A 19,352-nucleotide genomic window follows, 5' to 3' on the forward strand; every position below is an offset into this window, starting at 1 on the left:
CGCGCCATGACGAAGACCTCCCGCCGTTCGCTTCTCACCGCCGCCGCGCTTGCCGCATCCGGGACCGCGGTTGCCGCCCCGCTTGCGGAAGACCGGGCGGGGGACAGCGCGACGCTGGCCGTCAGCCGCAAGGCGGCGGCGGCGCAGGCCTTTGCCGGCGATGTCCGCGCGATCTTCTGCGCAGGCTATGCGGTGGAAGGCGATCGCGGGCAGGGCCTCTATGTGCGCCGCCCCGCCGAGCCGAACCATGAAGGCAAGTTCCGCTCGCGCGATGGCGCGTGGTGGGAACTGGCGGAGGCAGTGCTCAACCCCTTCATGTTCGGCGCGAAGGGCGACGCCCGGACCGACGACAGCGGCGCGATCCAGGCGATGTTCGACAGCATCGCCGCGCGCGCGGTGGCGATGCCGGTGCAGTTGCTCGGCGCGCGCTATTATGTGTCGCGGCCGCTGATCCTGCCGACCATTCCGGTGTTCATGCCGATCGAGATCGACGGCGGCGGCGGGATGCTGCGCACCGACAAGCCGATCACGATCCTGAGCCGTATCCCGAAGACTCAGGAGGAAGCCGACCGGATCATCGCCCGGTCGAGCTACGACATCCATCACCTCGAATTCCGCGGCACGGGGCTGGCGGGCCAGATCGGGCTGCATCTGGGCGCGACCTACAGCAATGTGGTGCGCAACTGCCTGTTCCTGATGCTCGACTATGGCTCGATCGGCAGTTTCTGCCTGGCCAGCGCGTGGCGCGACAATCGTTACCATATGTGCGCGAGGCGCGGCGCGGTGCTCCAGACCGGCGCGGGATCGGATCATGGCGAGGTATGGCCGGGCGCGACCGAGTATAATTCGGCGAGCAATGTCAGCGTGTTCGAGAATTGCCGCGTGTTCGGCAGCAACACCCATGTCTCTTCCTTCGCGATCTTCGGCAGCGACGCGGTGCGCGTGAACGGCTGTATCTCGGAAGGGCCGGGCAAGGGATGCGACCTCGAATTCGACTATCAGGCCTCGCCCGTGGTCAAGCAATTCCATGTCGACACCTTCCATTGCGAAGCGCCGTTCCAGCCGCTCAACTTCAAGGTGCGCGCCACCGGCAAGGTGGTGATCGAACGGGTCATCCGCACCGCGCCCGCCGCGCTGCTCGACATGCGCCGGTCGGAGAATTGCGAAGTGGTGATGCGCGGCCTTGCCTGGCTGGGCGCGATGCCCGAGCCGGGCGGGCAGGGGCCGAACCCGAAGGGGCGCTGGTTCTTCCATTCGCGCGGCAACGGCTTCGGCGCGGCGGCCGAGGGCAGGGGATCGAGCGGAGTCACCTTTCGCTTCGAGGAATGCGTCGAGGATGCGTGGAAGCTGCTGAGCGATCCGGCGAAATGGGAAGGCGGGCAATTGCCCGAACTGCTCCACATCCGGGGCATTCGCGGGGCGAACAACGGGGTGATGGAATGGTCCAACGCGCCGATCAACTTCCTCTCGCCGATCGCGTTCGCGGATGGGAGCACGCTGTCGGGGATGAAGACGGGGACGCTGGCGGCGAGGACGGCATCGGTTCCGCCGCGATCGAGCGTTACCGAATTGTTCGCTGTCGACGGGATTTCCGCGCTTCAGCACCAGCTGTTCGTCAACCCTGCTCCGGGCCGGGTCCCGCCGGCGGGGATCATGTGGAACGGCTATATCGACGGCGAGAACCGCTTGGCGATCCGCTTCACCAACGTGACCGGAGCGGCGATCGCGCTCGATCCCGGGGCGCAATGGAACTGGTGCGCGCCGCGCGGCCGGTAGTGGTGCCGACATCATATAAAGATATCTTTATATTTAGATTGCGGCGCTGCACCTAAACCGCTATGGGCCGCACCATCGTGGGTGGAGCATGGCTCCGGCCCCGGAATTTCCAATGGAGAACGCTCAGTGGCTACCGTCGTCGACAAACCCGACTATGTGATCGCGGACATCGGCCTGGCCGAATTCGGCCGCAAGGAAATCGAGATTGCCGAGACCGAGATGCCCGGCCTGATGAGCCTGCGCAGCGAGTTCGGTCCGTCGCAGCCGCTGAAGGGCGCGCGCATCACCGGTTCGCTGCACATGACGATCCAGACCGCGGTGCTGATCGAGACGCTGACCGCGCTCGGCGCCGACGTCCGCTGGGCGACCTGCAACATCTTCTCGACCCAGGACCATGCCGCCGCCGCGATCGCCGCGACCGGCGTGCCGGTGTTCGCCGTGAAGGGCGAGAGCCTGGCCGAATATTGGGACTATGTCGGCGACATCTTCAACTGGGGCGCGGACGGCGACGGCACGACCGCGAACATCATCCTCGACGACGGCGGCGACGCCACCATGTTCGCACTGTGGGGCGCGAAGCTCGAAGCCGGCGCGACGCTGGGCGAGCCGGAGAATGACGAGGAAGTCGAGTTCCAGCGCGCGCTCAAGGCGTTCATCGCCAAGTATCCGGGCTATCTGACGCAGACCGTCAAGAACCTGAAGGGCGTTTCGGAAGAGACCACCACCGGCGTTCACCGCCTGTACGAGATCGCCAAGAAGGGCGAGCTTCCCTTCCCGGCGATCAACGTCAATGACTCGGTCACGAAGTCGAAGTTCGACAACCTGTACGGCTGCAAGGAATCGCTGGTCGACGCGATCCGTCGCGCCACCGACGTGATGCTGGCCGGCAAGGTCGCCTGCGTCGCCGGCTTCGGCGATGTCGGCAAGGGCTCGGCCCAGTCGCTCCGCAACGGCGGCGCGCGCGTGATGGTCACCGAAATCGATCCGATCTGCGCGCTGCAGGCGGCGATGGAAGGCTTCGAAGTCGTGACGATGGAAGAGGCGGTGAAGCGCGCCGACATCTTCTGCACCGCGACCGGCAATGCCGACGTGATCACCGCCGAGCACATGGCGGCGATGAAGCCGATGGCGATCGTCTGCAACATCGGTCACTTCGACAGCGAGATCCAGATCGCTGCCCTCTCGAACTATGAGTGGGACGAAGTGAAGCCGGGCACCGACCTGGTGAAGTTCCCGGACGGCAAGCAGATCATCGTGCTGGCGAAGGGGCGCCTGGTGAACCTGGGCTGCGCGACCGGCCACCCGTCGTTCGTGATGTCGGCGTCGTTCACCAACCAGACGCTGGCCCAGATCGAGCTGTGGACCCGCGGCGAGAACTACAAGAACGAAGTGTACGTCCTACCGAAGCATCTCGATGAGAAGGTCGCGGCGCTGCACCTGGAAAAGCTGGGCGTGAGCCTGTCGAAGCTGACCCCGAAGCAGGCCGGCTACATCGGCGTGCCGGTGGAAGGTCCGTTCAAGCCGGATCACTATCGTTATTGATCCGACCTGCGCGAAAGCGTGAGGTACGAAACGGCCGCTTCTCCCTCGGGAGGGGTGGCCGTTTTGCTGTGATAATACAGCTGGCGCTGTGTCGAGAAAGGCACACTCTTACAGAATTGTTGCGAATCGCAACCGAAACGGCCCGTTAAGCGTCCCCCGGACATGGCTTGGACAAAGAGCAGAAATGTTCTCGTCTGATCGCGAGCCTTCAGTATTAAGGGGTTTCTTCATGCGTATTTTCGCTGCCCGGTCCCGCGCGGGCCTCACGCTTACCGCTTCGCTTGCCGCCATCGCGATGACTCACGCCGTTCCGGCCTGGGCTCAGAGCGACCCCGTCGAGGCTCAGGATCCGGCGCCCGCGCCGCAGGCCGAAGAAGATGGGAATGAAATCCTCGTCACCGGTTCGCGCATCGCGCGTCCCAACTACGACACGATCGAACCTTCGGTGGTTCTCGGTTCGGAGCAGATCGAAGCACGCGGCTTCGAAACGCTGGGTCAGGCGCTCAACGAACTGCCGGCCTTCGGCGTTCCCGGCAGCAGCCCGGTCGGCGGCCAGTCGAGCTTCGGTCCCGGCCAGAGCTTCGTCAACTTCCTCGGCCTCGGCTCGGAGCGCACGCTGACGCTGGTCAACGGCCGCCGCTTCGTCGGTTCGAACACCGCGTCGATCTTCGGTCCGACCGGGCAGGGCGGCAACCAGGTCGACCTCAACGTCATCCCGACCAAGCTGGTCGACCGCGTCGAGACGATCGTGATCGGCGGCGCGCCGATCTATGGTTCGGACGCGATCGCGGGCACCGTCAACGTCATCCTGAAGCGCGACTATGAGGGCCTCGAGCTCGACGCGCAGTACGGCATTTCCAGCCGCGGCGATGCTGGCAACTACCGCTTCCGCGGTCTGGCCGGCCGCAACTTCTTCGACGGCCGCCTGAACATCACCGTCTCGGGCGAGTACAACAAGGGCGAAGGCCTGCTCGCGACCGATCGTCCCGAGCTGTTCGACGGCGGCTTCTTCGGCCGTCCGAACGATCCCAGCTCGCCGTTCGACCGAGTGATCTTCCGCGACCGCCGCATCCCGACCATCTCGGAATTCGGCATCCCGACCGTGTTCGACTTCATCCCGGTCAGCCAGGGCCAGGAAGCCAATCTCGGCTTCCCGCAGGGCGGCTTCGTCGATGCGCAGGGCCGCGCGCTCCGCTTCGACCGCACCGGCAACCTGATCCCGATCGATTTCGGCACCTCGTTCGGTCCGCTGGATGCCAACGGCAATCCGACGACCTTCCAGACCGACGCATCGGGCGGCAACGGCCTGAGCCTCGTGCCGCTGACCAACCTGCTGACGGACACCGAGCGCTACAGCGGCAACATGCTGGTGAGCTTCAACATCAGCGACAATCTGCGCTTCTTCGGCGAAGGCTGGTACAGCCGCAGCCAGGGCGTGAACCTGCGCGACCAGCCGGAGTATAACTCCTATCTGTTCGGCTATGCAGGCGATCCGGCCGGCGCGATCATCATGAGCACGGACAATCCGTTCCTCACCCCGCAGGCGCGCTCGATCATCCAGGCGCAGTCGGCTGGCGGCACCTTTTACCTCAACCGCGCCAACACCGACATCACCACTGGCTATGCCACCGGCAATGTCGAGATCGTTCGCTTCGTTGCGGGTCTGGACGGTTCGTTCACCGGCATCGGCGGCAACAAGTGGACCTTCCAGATCGTCGGCAATTACGGCCGTTCGGAAACCAATGGCGACGTTCCGACGATCGCGACGCAGAACTTCTTCAACGCAGTCGACGCAGTGCTCGACGGCAACGGCAACATCGTGTGCCGTCCGGGCTACACCAATTCGGCTGCCCAGACGATCAGCTCGACCTGCGCGCCGCTGAACCTGTTCGGCCAGCAGTCGTCGCAGGCTGCGCGTGACTATGTGACCGCGATCGCCCATCCGCGTTCGGTCAACGAGCAGCGGATCTTCACCGCATCGCTTTCCGGCGCGCTGTTCAAGCTGCCGGGCGGCGACTTCTCGTTCGCGATCGGTTACGAGCATCGCGAAGAGAAGCAGGACTTCGATCCGGGCGATTTCTTCCGTGGCGGCCCGGATCCCGATCCGCTGACCGATGCGGACGGCGATGGCGATCCGACCAACGATCGCGTTGCGTTCGGCCAGAGCGTCACGATGCAGCCGCTGTATGGTGAGTATAAGACCAACGAAGTGTTCGGCGAGCTTCGCGCTTCGCTGATCGGCCCGAACAACGATATCCCGTTCATCCACTCGCTGGAACTGGCGGGCTCGGCGCGCTGGGTCGATCACTCGACCGCGGGCGGCGACCTGACCTGGACGGCGGGCGCAAGCTGGCAGCCGATCCGCGACGTCACGATCCGCGGCAACTTTACCCGCGCCATCCGTGCGCCGTTCATCACCGAGGCGTTCAACCCGTCGAGCAGCTTCTTCGACTTCGCGACCGATCCTTGCGATCAGTTCGAGCAGGATGAGGGCCCGAGCCCGGCCACTCGTGCGGCAAACTGCGCCGCGGCCGGCCTGCCGACCAACTTCAACGCAACGTCGGACAATGCCAGCTTCCTCCAGGCAATCGCGGGCAACCCGAACCTGAAGAACGAAAAGTCCGACGCGTTCACCGTTGGCGCGATCTTCCGTCCGCGCTTCATCCCGGGCCTGTCCTTCTCGGCCGACTATGTCGACATCACCGTGAACGACGTGATCACCCAGCTGAGCGGCGATCAGATCGTGGCGAACTGCTATGACTCGAGCAACTTCCCGGCGAACGAGTTCTGCGGCCGCATCCAGCGCGATGCCTCGAACCAGCTGTCGTTCATCGAGAGCGGCTACTTCAACGCAGCCGAACTGCGCTACAAGGGCGTCCTCGCGTCGCTCGACTATCGCACGGGCACCCCGTTCCTGGGTGCCAACTCGACGATCGGGCTGAACGTCAGCTACCAGTATCTGGATACGCTGACGTCGCGTGCGGACGCCAATTCGGCCACCGCGCAGACCGCGACCGAGATCGGCTATTCGCGCCATCAGGGCGTTGCCAGCCTCGACTACACCAATGGCGGCTTCAACACGTTCATCCAGGCCAACTACTATGGCAAGGCCGTGTTCGACGCCGATGCCAGCCCGACCGCGCGTTCGATCAGCGGCGTGGGTGACGTGGTGTTCGTCAATGCCGGCATGAGCTATCGCTTCGACAAGCGGTTCAGCCTGCGCTTCGTCGTCGACAACGTCCTCGACCAGGCACCGCCGTTCCCGTCGCCGACCGGTGGCGGCACGGTCACCTACTTCCCGGGTGTTCTGGGCCGTTACTTCCGCATGGGCGCGTCGATCGGCTTCTGAGCCGGGAGGCCGCAACGAAAAAAGGGGCCGGGCAGCAGATGCTGTCCGGCCCTTTTTTGTTTCAAATCCCCCCCCGCCAGGGGGGGAGGCTTGCGGTCAAGCGCCGAGCGTACCGAAATCCCCGATCGAGACCGTGCCGATCATGTCTACGGTGGCCGGCCCGATCGACATCGGATTGCGGATGCCGGGCAGGACGGTCACGTCGAACAATTCGGTGATCGCGCCTTCGAAGCCGATCGATTCGACCACTTCGCCCTTCGCCAGATCGACGACCATCACGCCGCATGCCGCCGCGGCGCTGCGCTTCGCCAGTTCGGCTTCGATCGGGAGAGTGCCGAAATCGTCGTGCCGCGCCTTCGAAATGGTGACCAGCGCATGGCCGTTGTGGAACGAGAGGCCGCGCAGGAAGCCGGGGCAGAAGGCCACGTCCTCGCGCTTGCCGCTAACGGGATCGATGCGCACGATCCAGCCGCGCCCGCTGTCGAGCAGCCACACCGCGCCTTCATGCACGCGCGGGCTGTGCGGCATCGACAGGCCGGTGGCCACGATCTCGCCGCTGGGCACGTCGATCAGGATGCCGCCGCTTTCCTTGTTCGCGCGCCAGCCATCCTTGCTGTCGGTCGTGCCGAAAGCGGTGACGTAGCGCACCGTGCCATCGGTGATCGCCATGCCGTTCAGATGGCAGCGATCCTCGGGCGCCAGCGCGGAGATGAAGGACGGCTTCCACAGCGGCTGGAAGCTGTATGTCTCGTCGATCGTGGCGAGGCAGGAATAGCGGCTGTTGGTGAAGACCAGCCGGCCGGATGCTTCCATGCCCAGCTCGTGCAGGTCGAGATAGTTCACCGTCTGCGCGCCGCGCGGCACGAACACCGCGTCATGGGCATTGTTGGCGAAATGGCCCGGCCGCAGCATGTCCCTGAGCGTCCAGAGCTGGAACATCGACGCGACGCTCAGCGTGCGATCGGCGAAGTGGAGGCCGGTGGCGCGCGCGTAATTCTGTTCGCTGAACGCGATGCGTCCGTCCGGCGCGACCCCGGCGAGAAACAGCTGGCCGGTCTGGTACGAAGTGAAGGCCAGCGAGCAGGCATTGGCCAGCATCCATTTCGCGAGGCCCGGCGTGATGCGGATGTTCGTGCCGGCGGGATCGTAATCGCGGCCCTGCGCGAGCATTGCTTCGGCTTCGGTGCGGGAAATGGCGGACACGCGGCACGAACTCCTGAACTTGACGCCTCGCTATAGCCTCGGCCGGGCCGGGTTCGCAGCCATATCGTCCCTTTTTCTTTTGCCCCGCTTCCCGTTGGCCCCGCGATTGGCATAAGGATCGATTATGAAGGCCCGGGACGGCGTGCGTTGATCGAGATTTCCACTTCCGCGGCGGCGCTCGCCGGGGCCGTTCTGGCATTTCTGGTCGTGGCCGCGACCTGGGCGCTGGCCGCCGGGTTGCGTGCGCGATCCGGCGCGCGCGCGATGCAGGACGCCAACAGCCGGCTTCAGGCGCTGGCGAAGGGATCGCCGGCGCAGGCGATGGTGATCCGCTCCGACGGGCGGGTCGAGCTTTCCCGCAAATTGTCCGACTGGCTGGGCAAGGCGGATCTGCCGATCGATCTCAGCGAAGTCTCCGAGGCTCTGGTGCCCGAGGATGCGGCCGCGCTGAACGCGCAGGTGACCGCGGCGCAGAAGGCCGCGCGGCCGTTCAGCCTGTCGGTTCGCGCGAAGGGCTCCGAACGCGCCCTGCTGGTGATCGGCGATCGTGCGGCCGATGCGGTGCGCGCACCGGGCGGGACGGTGCTGTGGTTCCTCGACACGACCGAGAGCCAGGACGAGATCAGCCGGTTGCAGCGCGACAGCGGACGGCTGCGCAATGCGTTCGATGCGCTCACCTCGCTGATCGAAGCCGCGCCGATGCCGATGTGGTATCGCGGGCCGGACCTGCGGCTGCTGATGGTCAACACCGCCTATGTCCGCGCCGTCGAGGGCGAGGATGCCGAGGATACGGTCGAGCGCGGGCTGGAACTGGTCGAGGGGGCGGGGCTGGGCGGACCGCTGGCCAATGCCGCGATCGCGCGCGATACCGGCGAGCCGCAGACCGCCGCCATGCCCGCCACGATCGGCGGCGCCCGGCGGATGCTGCGCCTTCACGACGTGCCGCTGCCGACCGGCGGCGTCGCGGGGTTCGCGGTGGACATCGAGGAGCTTGAGCAGCTTCGCGGCGGGATGAAGCGCTTCGGCGAAGCGCAGCGCGCGATGCTCGATCGCATCTCGGCCGCGGTCGCCCAGTTCGGGCCGGACCGCAGCCTCGTCTTCTGCAACCAGCCGTTCCGCCGCATCTTCGCGATGAAGAATGAGTGGCTGGCCGACCGGCCCGAATTCGATCGCGTGCTCGAACGGATGCGCGAAGCCAATCGCTTGCCCGAGATGCGCGATTTCCCGGCATGGAAGGCGGAGCGGCGCGACTGGTTTACCGCGCCCGACGCGGTCGAGGAGACCTGGACCGTCGGCAGCGCGCATCTCCGCGTCGTCGGCCAGCCGTTGCCCGAGGGCGGGTTGCTGCTGATCTTCGAGGATCGCACGCAACAGCTGGAACTCCAGCGCGAGCATGGCGAGATGCAGGCGGTGCGCACCGCGACGCTGGAGAGCCTGTCCGAAGCCGTGGCGGTGTTCGGCAAGGGACGGCTCCAGCTGTGGAACCGCAAGTTCAGCGGGCTGTGGGGCTTCGAAGACGGGTTCCTCGACGGGCATCCGCAGATCGTCGCGCTCACCAAGGCCGCCGGTCCGCGCCTGACGCGGCCGCAACAGGCCGAGGTGATCGGCGACCTGATCCGCTCGGCGGCCAAGGATCGCCAGCAGCGCGGCAGCTCGATCCAGTTCGCCGATGGGCGCTGGTACGACATTGCGGCGGTGCCGCTGCCCGACGGCAATGCGCTGCTCACCATGCTCGACACCAGCGACCGCCACCGCGTCGAGCGCGCGCTGCGCGACCGCAACGAAGCGCTGGAAGCCGCCGACCGGGTGAAGACCGCGTTCGTGGCGAATATGAGCTACGAACTGCGTACGCCGCTCACCTCGATCAAGGGCTTTGCCGAGATGTTGCATGGCGGATTCGCCGGAAAACTGAGCGAAAGCGGCGAGGAATATGCCGAAGCGATCCTCGTCTCGGTCGACCGCCTCGGCGCGCTGATCGACGACGTTCTCGACCTGACCGGCAGCGAAGGCAAACCGCTGGACCGCGAGACGGTGGACATGGAACTGGCCGCGCACAATGCTGCCGAACTGGTCGCGCCGCTGGCCAAGGCGCGGGGCATCGATCTCGCGGTCGAGATGGCGGGGACCGCGGGTAGCGTCACGGGCGATCCCAAGCGCATCCGTCAGATCATCGAGCATCTGCTGCGCCATGCCGTCTCCGGCACACCCGAGCAGGGCCGCGTTCTGCTCCACCTCGACGGCAACCAGCGCGTGGCGCGGGTGATCGTTTCCGACGATGGCCCGGGCATGAGCGACGAGGCGCAGGCCCGGGCGTTCGACCGCTTTGCGCAGGCGGACATCGCACGCAGCGGCGAGCGCGCGCTGGGTCTTGGCCTGCCGCTGGCCAAGCAGTTCGTCGAAGCGCATGGCGGCAAGATCGCGCTGATCTCCGAACCCGGCGAAGGCACCCTCGTCACCGTCGAGTTGCCGCGCGGATGAGGGACCTTTCCCCCGCCGACATCGCGCTGCGCGTGGCGATCTTCTCGGGCGTGCTCGGCCTGATCGGCTGGTCGCCGCCCGGCGTCCATCTCCTGTTCGGCGGCATCCTGACGCTGGCCGCGCTCGCATTGTTCTACGAAGGATGGTCCCGCCGCAAATCGTCGCGCGCGCTGCGGATGAACCTGATCTGGGGGCTGATGGCCACGGGCGGCGCTTTCCTGCTGATCAGCGGGCTGGTCGGCGAGCTCGGTACCTCGCTGCTCGCGCTGGCGGGCGTCTGCCTCGCGCTTACCGCCGTGGCGAAGCTCGGCGAGAGCGACGGGCCGCCTTCGGAGTGATCCGTCTCGCCGATCTCGAAGAAACGCTGGCGCTTGGCGAACGCCTTGCCGGGGTCGTCCGGCCCGGGGATGTGATCGCGCTTTCGGGGCAACTCGGTGCGGGCAAGACCAGCATCGCGCGCGGGCTGCTCGCTGCGCTGGGGCTGGAAGGGGAAGCGCCGTCGCCCAGCTTTGCGATCGTCCAGCCCTATGATCCGCCCGAAGTGCGCCTGCCGGTGCTGCACGTCGACCTGTATCGCATCGACGATCCGTCCGAAGCCGGTGAACTCGGCCTCGACGATGCGCGGATCGATTCGCTGCTTCTGGTCGAATGGCCAGAGCGGTTGCCCGAACAATATTGGCACGATGCGCTGTGGTTGACCCTGGATGTGACAGCGGACGGCGCGCGCAGCTTGACAGCAAAAGTCCCTGAGGCATGGAGCGCGCGATGGCCCCTGACATGAACCCGCCCGCCGCTGCGCCCCATTTCCTCGCCGATGCGGGCTGGGCAGGCGCGCAGATCCTGCCGCTTGCCGGCGACGCTTCGTTCCGCCGCTATTTCCGAGTCGTCGAGCATGAGCGCAGTGCGATCCTGATGGATTCGCCGCCGTCCAAGGGCGAGGACCCGACGCCGTTCATCAACATCGCGCGCTGGCTGACCGATCGCGGCTTCGCGGCGCCCCAGATCCTGCACGAGAATCTGGAGGACGGGCTCGTGCTGCTCCAGGATTTCGGCGACGCGCGGATGCGTGAAACCGTCGATGCCGCGCCCGAGAGCGAACTGCGCCTCTACGAAGCGGCGATCGACCTGCTCGTGCGGCTGCACCAGCATGAAGCGGCGGATGTTCGTCCGTACGACCTGAAGGAATATCATCGCGAAGTGGGGCTGCTCACCGAGTGGTATTGCCCGGCGCTGGGCCTCGAAGTCGATGCGCAGGGCTATACCGATGCATGGGATCAGGTGCTGGCTTCGGTCCTGACCGGCCATGCCCCGGTCACGGTGCTGCGCGACTATCACGCCGAGAACATCATGCTGATCGAGGGCAGCGAGACGCTGGGCCTGCTCGATTTCCAGGACGCACTGGCGGGGCATCCGGCGTACGATCTCGTCTCGCTGTTGCAGGATGCGCGGCGCGACGTGGACGCGGTGCTCGAGACGCAGATGCTCGATTACTACAAGCGGATGACCGGCGCGGGCGATGCGTTCGACGTCGCCTATCATGTGCTGGGCGCGCAGCGGAACGCCAAGATCGTCGGCATCTTCACCCGGCTGTGGCAGCGCGACGGCAAGCCACGTTATGCGGGCCTGTGCCCGCGCGTATGGCGCTATCTGGAGCGCGACCTGGCGCATCCGGCGCTGAAGCCCGTTTCGGACTGGTTCGACGCCAATCTGCCGCCCGAGATGCGCGGCGATCCGATGGCGATCCTCGGTGAATGAAATGAGCGCCATGAAGGGCAAGAAGACGCTGTCGATCCGTCCGCAGCCCGACGCGGCGGTGCCGGAAACGGTGATGGTGATGGCGGCCGGGCTGGGCAAACGGATGCGCCCGCTGACCGCGACGCGGCCCAAGCCGCTGGTGCAGGTGGCAGGCAAGACGCTGATCGACCACACTTTCGATCATCTTCGCGCTGCCGGTGTGAAGCGTGCGGTGGTCAACGTCCATTACCTCGCCGACCAGATGGAAGCGCATCTGCGCGCGCGGGTAAGGGACATGGAAGTCCTGATCTCCGACGAGCGCGAGCGGCTGCTCGAAACCGGCGGCGGCATCGTGAAGGCGCGCGAGATGATCGGCGACAAGCCGTTCCTGTGCGTCAACAGCGACAATCTGTGGATCGACGGCCCGATCGACGCGATCCGCGCGCTGGCGGCGCGATGGGACGACGAGAAGATGGACGCGCTGCTGCTGCTGGTGCCGCTGGCGCGCGCCAATTGCCATCGCGGCATGGGCGATTTCCGCGTCGATGCGAACGGCCGCATCACCGAGCGCCGCAAGCCGGGCCGCGTCGCGCCGTTCGTCTATATCGGCGTGCAGATCCTCAGCCCGCGCGTGATCCGCGATTGGCCGGAGGGGCCGTTCTCGACCAACCTGTTCTGGACCCGCGCGATGGAAGCCGGGCGCCTGTACGGCGTGGTGCATCAGGGGCTGTGGTTCGACATCGGCACGCCCGAGGCGATCGGTATGGCCGAGGCGGCGCTGGCGGATGCTTGATCTGTTCCCCTTCCGCTTGCGGGAGGGGCTAGGGGAGGGCATGTCAGACTAAACTGACGCATCCTCCCCCGACCCCTCCCGCAAGCGGAAGGGGAACAAGAAGGCTCATGCCCGAACGCCTCCATCTCTACACGATCCCGCCGCACCGCGCCTTTGCCGATGCGCTGGCGGCCGGGCTGATCCGGCGCTTCGGCGGCGATCCGATGCGGCTCGCGCGCGGGCTGGTGCTGGTGCCGTCGAACCGCGCCAAGCGAGCCATTTCCGACGCGTTCGTTCGTGAGAGCAAGGGCGGGCTGCTCCTCCCGCGTCTGGTCGCGGTTGGCGATCCCGAACTCGACGAAGCCGTGTTCGATTTTGCCGACGACAGCGAGCCGGTCGCCCGCGCAGTCGATCCGCTGCAGCGGCGGATGATCCTTGCCCGGCTGATCGTCGAGACGAAACCCGAGATCGATGCTGCCGAAGCGGTGCGGCTTGCGGGCGATCTCGCCCGGACGCTCGATCAATTGCTGGTAGAGGAAGTCGAGCCACGGCTGCTGCGCGAACTCAATCTTGGCGAGCTGACCGAGCATTGGGAACGATCGTTGCAGTTGTTCGAGCTGGTGCTGGCGCGCTGGCCGAAGGAGTTGAAGGCGCTGGGCCTGATCGATCTGGCGGAGCGGCGCACACAGTTGATCGACCGCGTTGCGGCGCGTTGGAAAGCGAATCCGCCGGCCGGGTTCGTCTGCACGGCCGGCATCACCACCTCGGCGCCGTCGATCGCACGGCTGATGCGGGTTGTTGCCGAACTGCCGCAGGGCATGGTCGTGCTGCCGGGCCTCGCCACCACGATCAGCGACGCCGAATGGCAATCGCTGGGGCCGCACCAGCCCGACGCCTATGGCCGCCGCAAGCGCGCGATCGAAACCCATCCGCAGTTCCACTTGAAGCTGCTGCTCGACCGGATGAGCGTCGGGCGGGGCGAGTTCGCCGAGTGGCAGGGCAAGAGCGAGCATGACGCGGCGCCCGCGCGGAGCAAGGCGATCGCATCGGCCATGCAGCCGCCCGAACTGACCCATGAATGGATCCGGCTGGGGAAGGGCGAGCGCCGGTTGGATGGCGTGCGGATGCTGGAAGTCGCCACACCGGCCGAGGAAGCGCAGGCGATCGCGCTGGCGCTGCGCGAGGCGCTGGAGACCGAAGGCCGGACCGCCGCGCTGGTGACGCCGGATCGCGCACTGGCGCGTCGTGTCGCGGCGCATCTTGTCCGCTGGGACATTGCCATCGACGATTCGGCGGGTCAGCCGCTGGCGGTAATGCCGCCGGGGACGCTGTTGCTGGCGCTGGCCGAAGCGGCGGCGCAGGCGTTTGCACCGCTGCCGTTGCTCGGTCTGCTCAAGCATCCGCTGGCGATGCCCGGCGATCGCCTGCAGTGGCTGGAGGGCGTCCGTACGCTCGACCGTGCGCTGCGCGGGCCGCGTCCCGCGACGGGCTTGTCGGGCGTCGATCGGCACCTCGCCGATCAGGAAGGCCGCGACGGGCATCTCCGCCGCGCCGCGCAGGGCTGGTGGCCGCAGGCGCGCGCGATCCTCGAACCGCTCGAAGCCGCCTTCTCCGCCGGGCCGCAACCGGTCCCCGTGCTGCTGGCGGTAGTTCGCGAAACCGCGCAGGCGCTGGGCGGCGACGGTCTGTGGGGCCGGGCTGACGGCCGCGCCGCGGCGGACTTGCTCGACAGCCTCGAGCGCGAAGCCGCTGCCGGACCGCCGCGCGCCGATCCCGCCAGCCTCGCGCCGATGCTGCGCACGCTGATGGATGAAGTGGCGGTGCGGCCGCCGCAGGGCGGGCATCCGCGCCTTGCCATCCTCGGCCTGATCGAAGCGCGGTTGCAGACGGCCGACCTGATGATCCTTGCAGGCTTGAACGAAGGCGTGTGGCCGGGCCTGCCCGCACCCGATCCCTGGCTGGCCCCGCGCATTCGCGCCGATCTGGGCCTGCCGGGTCTGGAGCGGCGCATCGGCCTCTCCGCGCATGATCTTGCCGGGGCACTGGGTGCGCCTGAAGTGCTGCTGACTCGCGCGCGCCGCGATGCCTCCGCACCGACCATCGCTTCGCGCTTCTGGTTGCGCATCCTCGCACTGGCAGGCGACCAGATCGAGTCGGCTGGCGAGATCGTCCAGTGGCTCCGTGCGCTCGACGATCCCGGCAGGCCGCAGCCTGCTTCGCGCCCCGAACCCGCGCCGCCGGTCGCCGCGCGGCCCAAGGCGATCAGCGTCACCGAAGTCGATCGGCTCAAGGCCGATCCCTATGCCTTTTACGCGCGGCGGATGCTGGGGCTTTCGCCGCTCGATCCGGTCGATGCCGATCCCAGCGCGGCGTGGCGCGGCACGGCGGTGCATGCGGTGCTCGAACAATGGTTTGCGAAGGACGCGTGCGATCCTGCGAAGCTGCGCGACCGCGCCACCGCGATGCTGACCGACGAGCGGACCCATCCGATGATGCGCGCGCTGTGGCAGCCGCGTCTGATGGAAGCGATCGACTGGATCGCCGAGGAAATCACCACCAAGGCTGGCGAAGGCCGCCGCGTCCTCGCGGTCGAGCAGCGCGGAGAGATCGAGTTCGCCGGCGTGACACTGAGCGGCACATTCGACCGGATCGATCGCTTCGACAGCGGCGGGCTGGCGATCGTCGACTACAAGACCGGCCAGCCGCCAAGCGCCAAGGCGGTTCGCGCGGGATACAGCCTCCAGCTCGGCCTGCTCGGGCTGATCGCGGAGCAGGGCGGGTTCGCCGGTATCTCGGGCAAGGCGGCGGGATTCGAATATTGGTCGCTGGCCAAGAAGGGCGATGCGTTCGGCTATATCGCGACGCCGGTCGATCCCGAGGGCAAGCGCGACCGGATCGTCACCTCCGAATTCGTCTCGATCGCCGCCGCCAATTTCAAGGATGCCGCGGACTTGTGGTTGACGGGACCGGAGCCGTTCACCGCGAAGAAGGTGCCCGAATACGCGCCCTTTGCCGATTACGATCAGCTGATGCGTCTGGATGAGTGGTATGGCCGGGACTAGTCTTTCGCCCCTCCCGCCGCTGAAGGGCAATCAGGGTTCGGCCAGCGATCCGCGCCGCAACATCTGGCTGTCCGCCTCGGCTGGCACCGGCAAGACCCAGGTGCTGGCCGCGCGCGTGTTTCGCCTGCTGCTGCGCGGGACCGATCCGGCGGCGATCCTGTGCCTCACCTTCACCAAGGCAGGTGCGGCGGAAATGGCGGCGCGCGTCACCGGCCGCCTCGCGCGGTGGGTCCGCATCGATGATCTTGAGCTGCAGCGCGATCTCGAAGCACTGGGCGAGGAGTATGGCCCGCGCGAGCGCGAATTCGCCCGCACTCTTTTCGCCAAGGTGCTCGACGCGCCCGGCGGGGGGCTGCGCATCCAGACGATCCACAGCTTCTGCCAGAGCCTGTTGTCGGCCTTTCCGGTGGAGGCGGGGCTCGTTCCCGGATTTCGTCCGCTCGACGGGCGCGAGGAATATGTCCTTGCCCGAGAGGCACTGGCCGAGATGCTGGTCGATGCGGAGCGCGAGGGGCGCACGGCGCTGGTCGATCATGTCGGCGCGCTGAGCCTCAGGCTGGGCGAGGGCGGGGCGGAGAATTTCCTGCGCCAGTGCGCGCGGGCCGGGGATGCGCTGGAGAGCTTGCCCACCGGAATCCAGCCGTGGTTGCGGCGGACGATGGGGCTGCCGCAGGGGGATGTCGAAGCCAAGATCGCGGAATGGTGCTCGGACGATGTTTTCGATCTGCAGTCGCTACGTGCCTTGTCGGATATGAATGCGGCCTGGGGCACGAAGAAAGGGCTCGGACGTGTCGAGATCGCGGCCGCGTGGATCGCGGGTGATCCTGCAAGCCGCGCAGCGGGACTGGCGGCGTTGCACCGGGTCTGGGCGAAGGCGGACGGGGACATCTCGTCATTTGCGAAGGGACAGGCGCCTCAGGACCCAGATTATGCCGATGTCGCTACCGGGTTGTACGACGCATGCGGCGCGCTTCTCACCATGCGCGCGCAGGCGGGCTATGCCGACATCCTCGCGCGCGGTCTCGAAGCTGGGCGCGAATATGCCCGCGCCTATGCCGCCGCGAAGCGCCGCGTGGGCGCCGTCGACTTCGACGATCTGATCCGCCGTACGGTCGAGCTGCTGGGCCAGCCGGGCATGGGCGAATGGGTTCGCTACAAGCTGGATCAGGTGACCGAGCATGTCCTGATCGACGAAGCGCAGGACACCAACTGGAAGCAATGGACCATCGTCCGCGCGGTCGCCGACGAATTCTTCGCGGGCGAGACGACGCGCGGCGAGGGGACGCGCACGCTGTTCACCGTGGGCGATTACAAGCAGGCGATCTTCGGCTTTCAGGGCACCGATCCCTTCTTCTTCGCGCTGGCGCACCGGCATTTCGAGAAGCTGGCGCAAGCCGCGCTCGATCCCGACCGTTACGATCCGCTGGAAGGGGCGCCGAGCGCGCAGCCGCTGGAGACGTTGTCGCTGACAGCCAGCTTCCGCTCGACCCGGCCGGTGCTGGAGTTCGTCGATGCCGCCATCGCCGCGCTGCCCCAACAATCGATGGGCGAGCATAGCGCGATCGAGCAGCATGCCAGCGAAGTGCCGGGGCCGGGCACCGTCACGCTGTGGCCGGTCACTGTCGAAGGAAGCGACGAAGGCGAGGAAGGCTGGATCGACGACGCCACCCGCGCGCTGGCCAAACAGATTGCGCGGGCGATCAAATCCTGGGTCGGGGTGCTCGATCTGGAGAGCAAGGGACGCAAGCTGCGGCCCGAGGATGTGATGATTCTGGTCAAGCGGCGCGGCGATCTGGCCTCGCTGATCGTCGCGCGGCTCTATGCCGAGGGTGTGCCGGTTGCCGGGGTAGACCGGTTGCGGCTCAACGCGCCGCTTGCCGTGCAGGATCTGCTTGCCGCGATCCGCTTTGCGCTCCAGCCCGAGGACGATCTGTCGCTGGCGTCGCTGCTGGTGTCGCCGCTGATCGGTTGGACGCAGGACGAACTGATGGCTGGGGCGGTGCGCGACAAGGGCGGGCTGTGGCGGCATCTTCGCGCGACGCAGAGCGACGAGCGCCTTGCCCCGTTGCAGGAAATCCTCCGCCGCGCGGACATCGCCACGCCCTATCGCTTCCTCGAGGAAATCCTGTCCGGGCCGATGCAGGGCCGCCGCAAGCTGTTGCTGCGGCTGGGCGAGGAAGCGCGTGATCCGATCGACGAACTGCTCAATGCCGCGCTGAATTTCGAGAATGTGGCGACGCCGTCGCTCCAGCGCTTCCTCGACTGGTTCGATCGTGGCGATGTGGAGATCGTCCGCGATGCGGCGCAGCCTCAGGGGTCGGTTCGGGTGATGACGGCGCATGGTGCCAAGGGGCTTCAGGCACCGCTGGTGATCCTGGCCGACGCGACTGCCGATCCTTCACGCAGCCCGCGCGACATCCTCAACTGGCAGCCTGAGGGGCATGAGGGCGAGCCTTTCCCGATCTTCCGTCCGCGCGCCGGGGAGCGGGGCGGGGCGTTGCAGGAGGTCATGACGCGGACTGACGAGCGCGAACTTCAGGAGCATTGGCGGCTGTTCTACGTCGCCGCGACGCGTGCCGAGGAACGGCTGGTGATCGCCGGTGCGCTCGGGCCGATGGCGAAGGGCGAGGCACCAGCGAACAGCTGGTACACCGCCGCCGCGCGGGCGTTCGATGCGTTCGGAATCGCGGATGAGGGCGAGCGTGAGTTTCGCGGCCTTACCCCGGCAAGTCCGATTCCCGCCAGACCCGAGGCGGCCGAGGCGATCGCGCAAGCTGCGCCGCTGCCCGACTGGGTTAGCCGCAAGGCGCCGGAAGAAGCGCGACCGCCGCGTCCGCTTGCGCCCTCCTCCCTGGGGGACGACAGCGTCTCCGATCCGCCGCCGAACCCAGCGATGCGCGCGGCGGCGGAACGAGGGCGCCTGCTCCATGCGCTGTTCGAGCGTCTGCCGTCGGTGCCCTCCGCGCAGCGCGCCGAGGCCGCCGAGCGCTGGCTGGCCGGGGCAGGGGGCGTGGCCGAAGCCACCGCGCGCGCCGGTCTGGTCAAGGCTGCACTGGGTGTAACCGAGGATCCGCGCTTTGCCGAACTGTTCGGCCCGGATGCGCTGGCCGAAGCGCCGATCGCCGCGGTGGTCGATACGATCGTGGTTTCGGGCACGGTGGACCGGCTGGTCGTCACGCCGGAGCGTATCCGCATCGTCGATTTCAAGACCGGCCGCCGTGCGCCTGCGGCTCTGGACGATGTACCGCCTTATCATCTGCGCCAGATGGCAGCCTATGCCGCCGCGCTTGCGGTGATCTTTCCCGACCGCGCGATCGAGGCGGCATTGCTCTATACCGCCGGCCCGGCGCTGCACGAATTGCCGCCCGAATTGCTCGCCGAACACAAGCCGCGCTTCGTCACCACGGAGCAAAGCTTGGCTTCGAACGCTTGAGCC

11 protein-coding genes are annotated in these 19,352 nt (G+C 67.0%); 10 read left to right on the plus strand and 1 reads right to left on the minus strand.

What is annotated here, in order from left to right:
• Positions 1 to 6: 6 nt before the first annotated feature.
• From HHL13_RS02735 to HHL13_RS02745, 3 genes are all read left to right on the plus strand, one after another.
• Entirely contained in the window at positions 7 to 1,776 is a 1,770-nt protein-coding gene (locus HHL13_RS02735) for a hypothetical protein (protein WP_169554228.1), read from the plus strand.
• 126 nt (positions 1,777 to 1,902) lie between these two features.
• The gene (ahcY, locus tag HHL13_RS02740; RefSeq protein WP_169554229.1) at positions 1,903 to 3,318 is read left to right on the plus strand and encodes an adenosylhomocysteinase; all 1,416 of its coding nucleotides are present in this window, start codon (positions 1,903 to 1,905) and stop codon (positions 3,316 to 3,318) included.
• A gap of 229 nt (positions 3,319 to 3,547) precedes the next feature.
• Positions 3,548 to 6,667, plus strand: a complete 3,120-nt coding sequence (locus HHL13_RS02745) for a TonB-dependent receptor (protein WP_169554230.1) — start codon at positions 3,548 to 3,550, stop codon at positions 6,665 to 6,667.
• A gap of 96 nt (positions 6,668 to 6,763) precedes the next feature.
• On the opposite strand, the gene HHL13_RS02750 is transcribed toward HHL13_RS02745, so the two are convergent.
• Entirely contained in the window at positions 6,764 to 7,870 is a 1,107-nt protein-coding gene (locus HHL13_RS02750) for a TIGR03032 family protein (RefSeq protein ID WP_346775464.1), read from the minus strand.
• 147 nt (positions 7,871 to 8,017) lie between these two features.
• On the opposite strand from HHL13_RS02750, the gene HHL13_RS02755 reads away from it, so the two are divergent.
• The 7 genes from HHL13_RS02755 (at position 8,018) to addA (ending at position 19,349) form a co-directional block, all read left to right on the plus strand.
• Positions 8,018 to 10,348 (plus strand): PAS domain-containing sensor histidine kinase, encoded by a 2,331-nt coding sequence (locus HHL13_RS02755; RefSeq protein WP_169554231.1) that lies wholly within the window; start codon positions 8,018 to 8,020, stop codon positions 10,346 to 10,348.
• Positions 10,345 to 10,686: a hypothetical protein gene (locus HHL13_RS02760; RefSeq protein ID WP_169554232.1), complete on the plus strand. Its 342-nt coding sequence runs from the start codon at positions 10,345 to 10,347 to the stop codon at positions 10,684 to 10,686. The genes HHL13_RS02755 and HHL13_RS02760 overlap by 4 nt, the downstream gene beginning before the upstream one ends.
• Positions 10,686 to 11,129 (plus strand): tRNA (adenosine(37)-N6)-threonylcarbamoyltransferase complex ATPase subunit type 1 TsaE, encoded by a 444-nt coding sequence (gene tsaE, locus HHL13_RS02765; RefSeq protein WP_169556738.1) that lies wholly within the window; start codon positions 10,686 to 10,688, stop codon positions 11,127 to 11,129. The genes HHL13_RS02760 and tsaE overlap by 1 nt, the downstream gene beginning before the upstream one ends.
• Positions 11,126 to 12,103, plus strand: a complete 978-nt coding sequence (locus tag HHL13_RS02770) for a phosphotransferase (RefSeq protein WP_206376967.1) — start codon at positions 11,126 to 11,128, stop codon at positions 12,101 to 12,103. The genes tsaE and HHL13_RS02770 overlap by 4 nt, the downstream gene beginning before the upstream one ends.
• Before the next feature lie 10 nt (positions 12,104 to 12,113).
• Complete coding sequence (locus HHL13_RS02775) at positions 12,114 to 12,875, plus strand: nucleotidyltransferase family protein (protein ID WP_169556739.1); 762 nt, start codon at positions 12,114 to 12,116, stop codon at positions 12,873 to 12,875.
• A gap of 107 nt (positions 12,876 to 12,982) precedes the next feature.
• Positions 12,983 to 15,916: a double-strand break repair protein AddB gene (gene addB / locus HHL13_RS02780; RefSeq protein ID WP_169554234.1), complete on the plus strand. Its 2,934-nt coding sequence runs from the start codon at positions 12,983 to 12,985 to the stop codon at positions 15,914 to 15,916.
• Positions 15,903 to 19,349 (plus strand): double-strand break repair helicase AddA, encoded by a 3,447-nt coding sequence (gene addA / locus HHL13_RS02785; protein ID WP_169554235.1) that lies wholly within the window; start codon positions 15,903 to 15,905, stop codon positions 19,347 to 19,349. Before addB ends, addA begins: the two co-directional genes overlap by 14 nt.
• The last annotated feature ends 3 nt before the right edge of the window (positions 19,350 to 19,352 follow it).

This window comes from Sphingomonas sp. G-3-2-10, from assembly GCF_012927115.1.
In the GTDB taxonomy this organism is placed as follows: domain Bacteria; phylum Pseudomonadota; class Alphaproteobacteria; order Sphingomonadales; family Sphingomonadaceae; genus Sphingomonas.